Origin of the sequence: Isoptericola sp. NPDC056578 (genome assembly GCF_042793275.1) — a bacterium.
Classification (GTDB): domain Bacteria; phylum Actinomycetota; class Actinomycetes; order Actinomycetales; family Cellulomonadaceae; genus Isoptericola.
In genome coordinates this window covers 22592-29636 of record NZ_JBHTVC010000009.1, presented here as the reverse complement: position 1 = coordinate 29636, position 7045 = coordinate 22592, and the positions used below count along the sequence as shown (strand labels likewise).

Here is a 7045-nt window from a genome sequence, read left to right as displayed (position 1 = left end):
GGTGCAGTTCGAACTCTGTCTCGAAGGTGCCGATCTTCTCGTGGGACTCGAACTCCGAGCACAGCGCGCGAACCATGGTCGTCTTGCCGGCGCCCTGCGCGCCGGCAACGACGATGGACTTGCCAGCCTTGACCGCGGCGGCCAGCAGCGACGCCTGGACCGGGGTGAGCATGTCGAGCCCGATCAGGTCGTCCAACGTGACCTTGCGCATGCGGTGACGCCGGACCACGACCGACGGATGGGCCGTCACCCAGGCGGCCGCGGCGAGGCGCGCGCCGCCGTCGAGCCGCATGTGCAGCCGCGGGCTGGCGGAGGAGAAGCTTCGGGCGTTGACCTCGCTGCGGGAGGCGACGAAGGCGAGGAAGTCCAGCAGCTCAGCGTCCGAGTCCGCAACGGGCTGGGCGCGCACGAGCATGCCGTCCGTCTTCTCGAGCCAGACGTTCTCCGCGCCGTTGATCATGATGTTCTCGACCGTGTCGTCGTCAACGTACGGCTGCAGCCGGCCGAGACCGAACAGCGCGTTGAAGACCGACTCGGCCATCTGCTCCTGCTCGACGAGGCTCCACGCGGGCTCGCCCTCGTGGATCCGGTCGGCCGCCGTCGACTGCACGAGCTCCTGGATGATCGACCGACCGAGCTCCCGCTCCGCGTCCAGGTCGATGCCACGCTCCTCCCCCAGCCGGTTTGTGAGCTGCTCTGACGCCTGGGAGCGCAGCAGGGCGACCTGTTTCCAGTCGACGGCGCCCGAGTCCGTCGACGTGGTGGTGCTGGTGGAGCCGAGTCCGACAGGCAGATCCGTGACGGCGCTCGCCGTGGTGGCGACCGTCGCTGCTGCGGGAGTCGGCACTGCCGGGCGGGCGGCGTCGATGGTCCCAGCGAGCGCATGCGTGGTGGGCCGGTTCCGGGGTTCCCGGTCGGCATCGCCGAAGATAGGCAAGGACGAGAGGTTGTTGGGCTGGTCGCTCATCGCTGGCTCCCGTCGGTGGTCAGTTCGAGCTGGGCTCGGGTGTTGGCGAGGGCGGACTGTGCGGACTGCACGGCTGCACGGAGGGACTTGTTCAGGGGCGCCGAGGCGAACTTCCGGTGCTGCGTAGCACCGTGGGAGTAGGCGCTGGCCGTGTCGGGGTCCCACGCGAGCGTCGCGATGATCGGGAGGTCGAGAACGTGGCTGGCCTCGCTGGCCGTGTAGGGCCGCCCCGGGCCGATCATGAGCGCACCGATGGCCTGGGGCGCGCCCGCGTTGTCGAAACTGCGGCGGAGGGCCGGTGCCCATGAGCTGGCAGCAACGAGGCCGGGGAGGTCGCTTCGGGTGGTCAAGAGCGCCAGGTCTGCCGTGGCAAGGAGCTTGTGCCCGAAGCTCTCAAGTCCGAGGCGTCCGAGGTCGACGATCGCGTCCTGGCCGTTGCGCTCGAGGGACTTCAGGAGGCTGGCGAGAGGCTCCCAGAGGGTGTCGAGGGCGCGGGACTGGTTCTGGCGCAGCGGGCCGGTGAGGACCTGGACACTGGTGTCCGGGATGGTGAAGAGCATCCCGGGGAGGTCTTCGACGAGGGTGCCCTGACGCTGAGATACGGCCAGGTCGACGATCGTCTCGTTGGTCGGCAACTGTCCACCCCGGAAGTACCCGGCGTTGAGCGCACGGGTACCCGACGGGTCGGCCTCGACCAAGACGACGGGGCGCGGCCAGTGCAGGGCAAGTCCGAGCGCAGAGGTGGTGGCCCCGGGGGCGGCTGAGGCCGACGTCAGCGCGATGAGCGACATCGGGTCAGCCCTCCTGCTGGTCGGTGTCCAGGACGATCGCGACCTTGCCGGTTGCGGCACGGGCGGCGACGTCGGGCGACTGGTCAGCAGGCACCTGGACGTTCAGGATCGTGTTGCCGGTGACGTCGTCGTCGTTGATGCCGACGACCTCGGCGGGGACGGCTTCCGCGGCGGTGCTGGTGGAAACCTCGCCGCCCTCCCCCGGCGTGGTCACGACGCGGACGTGGTCGCCGACCCGGATCTGCTGGGCGGGGAGCATGCCTGCGGTGAGGCTGATACCCACCACGGAGGTGCCGTCCGCCGGGATGGGCTTGTCGGTGATCTGCTCGGCGGTGATCGCGATCCCGGCGGGCATGTCGAGCGCGGCACGCTTCCCGACGATCGTGTCGAGGTCGTCACCGGCCACGGGGTGCAGGGCGGGGTCAACGCTGATCTTGACCGTCATGACGTCGTCGGCCGTGATGACCTGCCCCCGCTCGACGGTTTGGCGCATGGCCAGCACGTCCTGGGTGTCGGAGGTGGAGCTGTAGGCCCACACGCTCAGCAGGGAACCGAAGCAGATCACGGCGGCCGCGCCGACGATCATCATCGGGCGGCGACGTCCCTTAGCCGACGTCACGGCCGGCGTGGCCGGCGGCTCGGCGTCCGCCTTGGAGCCGCGCCGGGCCGATCGTGTGGCCTCTGCGGAGGTGGTGGTGGTCATCGGTTCGTGCCTCTCGAAGGTTGCGAGGTAGGTGGTCAGGCGGAGACGCCGAGGTAGGCCTTGAGCGCCGCCGTGATGAGGTGGCCGCGCGAGCTCGCTCCGAACTCCTCTGTGAGGTTGTCCAGGACCGTGAAGTCGGCCTTGCTCATGCGGAAGTTGAGGGGCGTGAGGGGCCCGTCGGACGAGCGCCCTGCGCGGCCGCGGCGAGCCGCGAACAGCGACCCGCCGGCGCGCGTGCCGGGGTTCACGAGGTCGTCGAGGCGGTCGTAGGTCGCCTCGATCGCGATAATGATCAGCTCACCGTGAGAGATCCCCCGCTCCCGGCACGCGGTCTTCACCGGCGCGTCCAGGATCACCGGGATGTGCACGTTCGAGGCGCTCATGACGTCCTCTGGTCCCTTCGTCCCAGGGTCAGGGACACGTACCTCCGCCTGTGGCTTCGCCTTCGCGACGCTCGGCTTCGACGTCTCCCCCGACTTGGCGGCGGGCTCGTTCTTCGGCTTGCGCGGCGCACGCTTGCGACGAGCCGGGGCAGCCGGTGCGTCCACCGCGGCGGGCGCCGTCTGTTGAGACGGGGCGGGCGCCTCGATGGAGGGCTGCGGCTCGGTGACTGTGGGGGCGGCCGGCGCCTCAGCGGGGCGTGCGGGGTCCTTCACGATGGACTCGACGTTCGGGGTCAGCGACGGACGCTGACGCTTCGGGGCGCTCATGCTGCCAGCTCCACATCCACGAACTCACGGATGACGCGCTCCGCGAGGACGTCGAACAGCTGGATCGGTGCGCGCCCCTTCTTGTCCGTCCATGCAGACAGCGAGACTCCTGCGCCGTCTGCCTCAGAGAAGCGGGTCCACTCCGGGATCCAGTCGATCACCGTGGGCACCTCCTTGCCGTTCTCCTTGCGCGTCGCCGGCACCTCGAGTGCCCAGACACGATCACCGAAGGCCTCCTTGAGGCCCTCGACCTGGTAGCGGTTCTCCGCGGTGCCCTTGAAGCGGGCGACGAGCACGGCGGAGACCTTCAGGTTCGGGTTGTGCATGTCGACCGCGTGCTCACTCACGAAGTTGGCGACCTTCAGCGCGCCGTCGACCCCGTCGAACATGGGGTCCGTCACGAGGATCACGTGGTCAGACGCAGCCATCGCCATCTGCACCAGGTGACCGAGGCTCGGACGGGTGTCGATCAGCACGACGTCGTACTTCGCGAGCCACTCCCCCGCGAGCGCCTTCTGGAGGCGGCGGATGGCACCGACGGCTCCAGCTTCGCTTTCGCGGTTGCTGAGGTCGATGCGGCTGGGGATGACGTCGATGAGCTGGGCCTCGGTGGTGGGGGTGCCCGCGTCGTTGGTCCAGCCGCAGGGGACGGTGGCGTCCTCGCCCACGCCTTCGGCGTTGGCGGCGACGGCTTCGGAGGCGGTGGCGATGGGGTTGTTGGGGTCCATCGTGATGCCGAGGCGGCGGGTGGCGTTGGCCTGGGGGTCAAAGTCGATGACGAGGACTCGCAGGCCCTTGCGTGCGAGGGCTGCGGCGAGCTGTACGACGGTTCCGGTCTTGAACACGCCGCCCTTGTTGTTGCCGATCATCAAGATCGGCGGGCGCGTGGCAGACGTTGGTTCGGCTGCTACGTCGAGCGCGGCCTTGCTCGGTGTCATTCCAGTGCCTTCCTAGGTGAGCCCGTCACGGGGGGAAGGTGCGGTGGGGGCCTGTTGTGTGACAGCGGTTGTGGTTTTTCTTGGTGTGCTGTCGGTGGTGGTGGTCCCCGCCCCCTCGTGGTGGGCGTGTCTTCAGTAGGGCTACTTTCCCGTACCGGAGGGCCTGTTGTCGCCCACCTTTGGGGCTGTGTCGCGTGTGCGGATTGCCGGGTGTTGCCCTGCTGGTTGTGTGCTGGTTCTCCTGTGGGCCACTGTGCTCTTCGAAGCAGATGGGCCGCCGTCTGTGTGAGGAGGCCCTACGGCATGCCTGCGTGACAAGTGCCTGCGGTCCCTGGGTCGCCCATGGTTGTCCCCGCGGTATAGGTGCCTGCCGCCTGCACCATCCGTATTGCTTTCCACCTGTTGTGTTGCCTTGCGCTTGCACTCGTACTGCCGATGTCATGGTGTGCACGTGCTGCCTGTGTGCACTTGGAGTGGTGGGATATGTGGTGGCCTACTGCTGCTGCCATGCTGGCAGCGCCGCACAGCGTGCACACCCAGGCTGCACTGCACCTGCAGCCTGGGCACAGGCACCTCATCCGCGGTCGGCAGACTCTTGGCAGCTCGTTTGCTGCCTCAGCGTGGACGGTCAACCGGCGCGTGCGTAGGTGGTGGCGTCGAGGATCGTCCATTCGGTGTTGGGATCTGGTGGCGGTGTCCACCAGGCGTCCTCGATGGCGCTCAGCGGGTCCGCTGGCGCAGCTTCTGGGTCGAACCGGTGCAGGTAGGCGCGCCAGGTGTGGCGCTGCTGCGCGTAGGCGGCGATCTGCGCCTGCACGGTCACCTGGGCGCCCAGATGCTCCGCGACCTGTGGGAGGAGCTCTGGGTGGGCCCGGAGCGTCCCCGCGGGGGTGCGTTCGACGAGTGCCCACGCACTGAGGGTGTCGATCGCGTCGTGGACGGCACTGCGGCTAATACCTGTGGTCTCGACGACCGTTGTGATCGTGTCCGCGCGGCCAAGCTCGATCGCCTCGAAAACGAAGCCGGCGACGTGACCGAGCTCGCGGAAAGCGGGTCGCAGTGAGTGTGACTTGCCGCGGTCCCAGCGCAGGGTGGGTGCGCGTTCTGCCAGGTCAGAGGGCAGGGCGAGGGCCCACATGTCGGCCTTCTCTCCACGTGCTGCGGCGACCCGGATGACCCAGCCGGCGCGCTCCGCAACCTTGAGGGCAAGAGAGACCGTGGAGTGGTCCAGTCCTGAGGCCACCGCGAGAGCTCGGGTCCCGACCGCGAGCTCGGTGGAGGCCTTGGCGTGGGCGAATCCGCCAAGAGCTCGCAGGACCCAGCGCACGGCGTAGCCGCGCCGGCCAGGGAAGTGATGCTGCTCGGTCAGGTACAGGGCCGCTCGCCAGGTGCGGATCAGCTGATGCACTGCGGGTCCAGGAGGCTGGGTGGTGCGCCCCCCCTGTGATGAAGGCTTGCTCGTGTTGGAGTTACGGACAGTGGAATTCCCTAGGTCGTCGTGGGGTCTGACCTGTGGTGATGGTGCGGTGGAGCGGCTGATGAAGGTGCTCGCTGCGTGCCAGTCACGGGAGATGCGGCGGCGCCGGTCGGAGTGGTGGGCGTACAGAGCCGCGAGCCCTCGCCACCGTCCGTCCTCGATCCGAGCCACGACGTCGGTGAAGGTCAGGCGTGCGCGGGCGGCGGCAGCCATGACGGCAGCGCGGGCCTCGGACGGGCTGGGGTACCGGGCGGTGTCGTAGACGCCGGCGCGGGCGATCTGCAGGATGCGGGCGCTGATGCGGCCGGCGGGGGAGTCGGATTGGTGCCGCTGGTCGTCGACGTCGTCGGCCACCACGTCGGTGCGGCGCTCGGTACGCAAGGCGTCGAGCTGCGGGCGCAGTCGGATCTGGATGGCCTGGAGGACGTCGGGGCCGTTCGGGCGCTTGAGGGCGTCGTAGGCGGCGCTGAGGGACGTGGTGAGCTGCTGGTGGCCACCGGCCTTGTGCAGGCTGCCCGGCGTCCTGATGCAGCCAGAATCGACGGAGCGGTGGGGGCCCGGGTCGATCGCGGGGAAGAGGCGTGCGAGCGCCTCGACGACCTCACGGGCGGTGTCGTAGGCCACTCGCTCGCGCATGGGCAGGTAGATGTGGCGGCCGCCGGCGGGGGAGAGGTCGGTGAACACGCGTGCGCCGCACTCGGTGAGCCAGCGGGTGAGGTTCGCGGCTTCGGCCTCGAGCTGCTCGGGGGACCGTTCGTTCAGGTCGAGGTCGAGGCACAGCGTCTGGCAGCAACCGTCGTCGCCGTAGACCAGGACCGCGGCGGGCCCGCTGAGGGGAAGGACGCTGGTCAGAGGCCGTTCTCCACGGGCGGGGTAGTCCACGGTCCAGGCGCCGTTGCGGCGTCCGCGGCTGCCCACGCGTACGCGAGCACGGCCCGCGATGAGGCGCGCGGTGGCGGCCCACTGCTCTGTGGGGGTGCCGCTGTCCGGGTGCGCCAATGTCGGCGTGTCGCCCACGCGGCTGACTGGAGTGGGTATGATCGCTCCCAGGTAGTACGACGCACCCGCGGGTGCGTCAATCGGGGCCCATCACCTCCCGGCGGCCAAACCAGGGTGATGGACTTCTGAACTTGGGCCCGCCCCCTCCGGGGGGCGGGCCTCTCCATTTCTGCGGTTATGCAGGGATGTCGAGGACCTCCTGCTGAACACGGGTGGGCTGTGGGCGGAGCTCGGGCTTGCCGAGGTACTCAGCGATGATCGCTGCGACAAAGTCGGTGTCGTCGCGGTACGGAGACTGCTCCTTGGCGGACCGGTAGGCGGGCGCCAAGGACTCAGGGACGTACCCCTCGACCCTTCTACGTGGCCCCTTGCTGGGCCTTCCTGCCTTAGCCATGCGAGCACCCAACCACGCCGCGTTGCGCATGAGCATGCGACGCGACCGGCGTGGCGGATATTTCTC

At 69.1% G+C, this 7045-nt stretch carries 6 protein-coding genes; all 6 read right to left on the bottom strand.

Going from position 1 to position 7045, the window contains the following annotated elements; genetic code table 11:
- Positions 1–967: ATPase, T2SS/T4P/T4SS family (locus ACFQ80_RS05670; RefSeq protein ID WP_430562895.1), on the bottom strand; the 967-nt coding region annotated here is incomplete at its 3' end.
- A complete protein-coding gene (locus tag ACFQ80_RS05665) occupies positions 964–1758 on the bottom strand; it encodes a hypothetical protein (RefSeq protein ID WP_430562894.1) in 795 nt (264 codons plus the stop codon). The genes ACFQ80_RS05670 and ACFQ80_RS05665, both read right to left, overlap by 4 nt.
- Before the next feature lie 4 nt (positions 1759–1762).
- The gene (locus ACFQ80_RS05660) at positions 1763–2461 is read right to left on the bottom strand and encodes an SAF domain-containing protein (protein ID WP_430562893.1); all 699 of its coding nucleotides are present in this window, start codon (positions 2459–2461) and stop codon (positions 1763–1765) included.
- Positions 2462–2496: 35 nt separating this feature from the next.
- Complete coding sequence (locus ACFQ80_RS05655) at positions 2497–2844, bottom strand: hypothetical protein (protein ID WP_430562892.1); 348 nt, start codon at positions 2842–2844, stop codon at positions 2497–2499.
- Between the two features lie 323 nt (positions 2845–3167).
- The gene (locus ACFQ80_RS05650) at positions 3168–4109 is read right to left on the bottom strand and encodes a ParA family protein (RefSeq protein WP_430562891.1); all 942 of its coding nucleotides are present in this window, start codon (positions 4107–4109) and stop codon (positions 3168–3170) included.
- A 628-nt stretch (positions 4110–4737) separates the two neighbouring features.
- The gene (locus ACFQ80_RS05645) at positions 4738–6603 is read right to left on the bottom strand and encodes a hypothetical protein (protein ID WP_430562890.1); all 1866 of its coding nucleotides are present in this window, start codon (positions 6601–6603) and stop codon (positions 4738–4740) included.
- Positions 6604–7045: the final 442 nt, after the last annotated feature.

Excerpts from the sequence above, each read along its gene's own strand:
- ACFQ80_RS05665 (WP_430562894.1), bottom strand. The coding sequence starts at position 1,758 with ATGTCGCTCATCGCGCTGACGTCGGCCTCAGCCGCCCCCGGGGCCACC.
- ACFQ80_RS05660 (WP_430562893.1), bottom strand. The coding sequence starts at position 2,461 with ATGACCACCACCACCTCCGCAGAGGCCACACGATCGGCCCGGCGCGGC.
- ACFQ80_RS05655 (WP_430562892.1), bottom strand. The coding sequence starts at position 2,844 with ATGAGCGCCTCGAACGTGCACATCCCGGTGATCCTGGACGCGCCGGTG.
- ACFQ80_RS05650 (WP_430562891.1), bottom strand. The coding sequence starts at position 4,109 with ATGACACCGAGCAAGGCCGCGCTCGACGTAGCAGCCGAACCAACGTCT.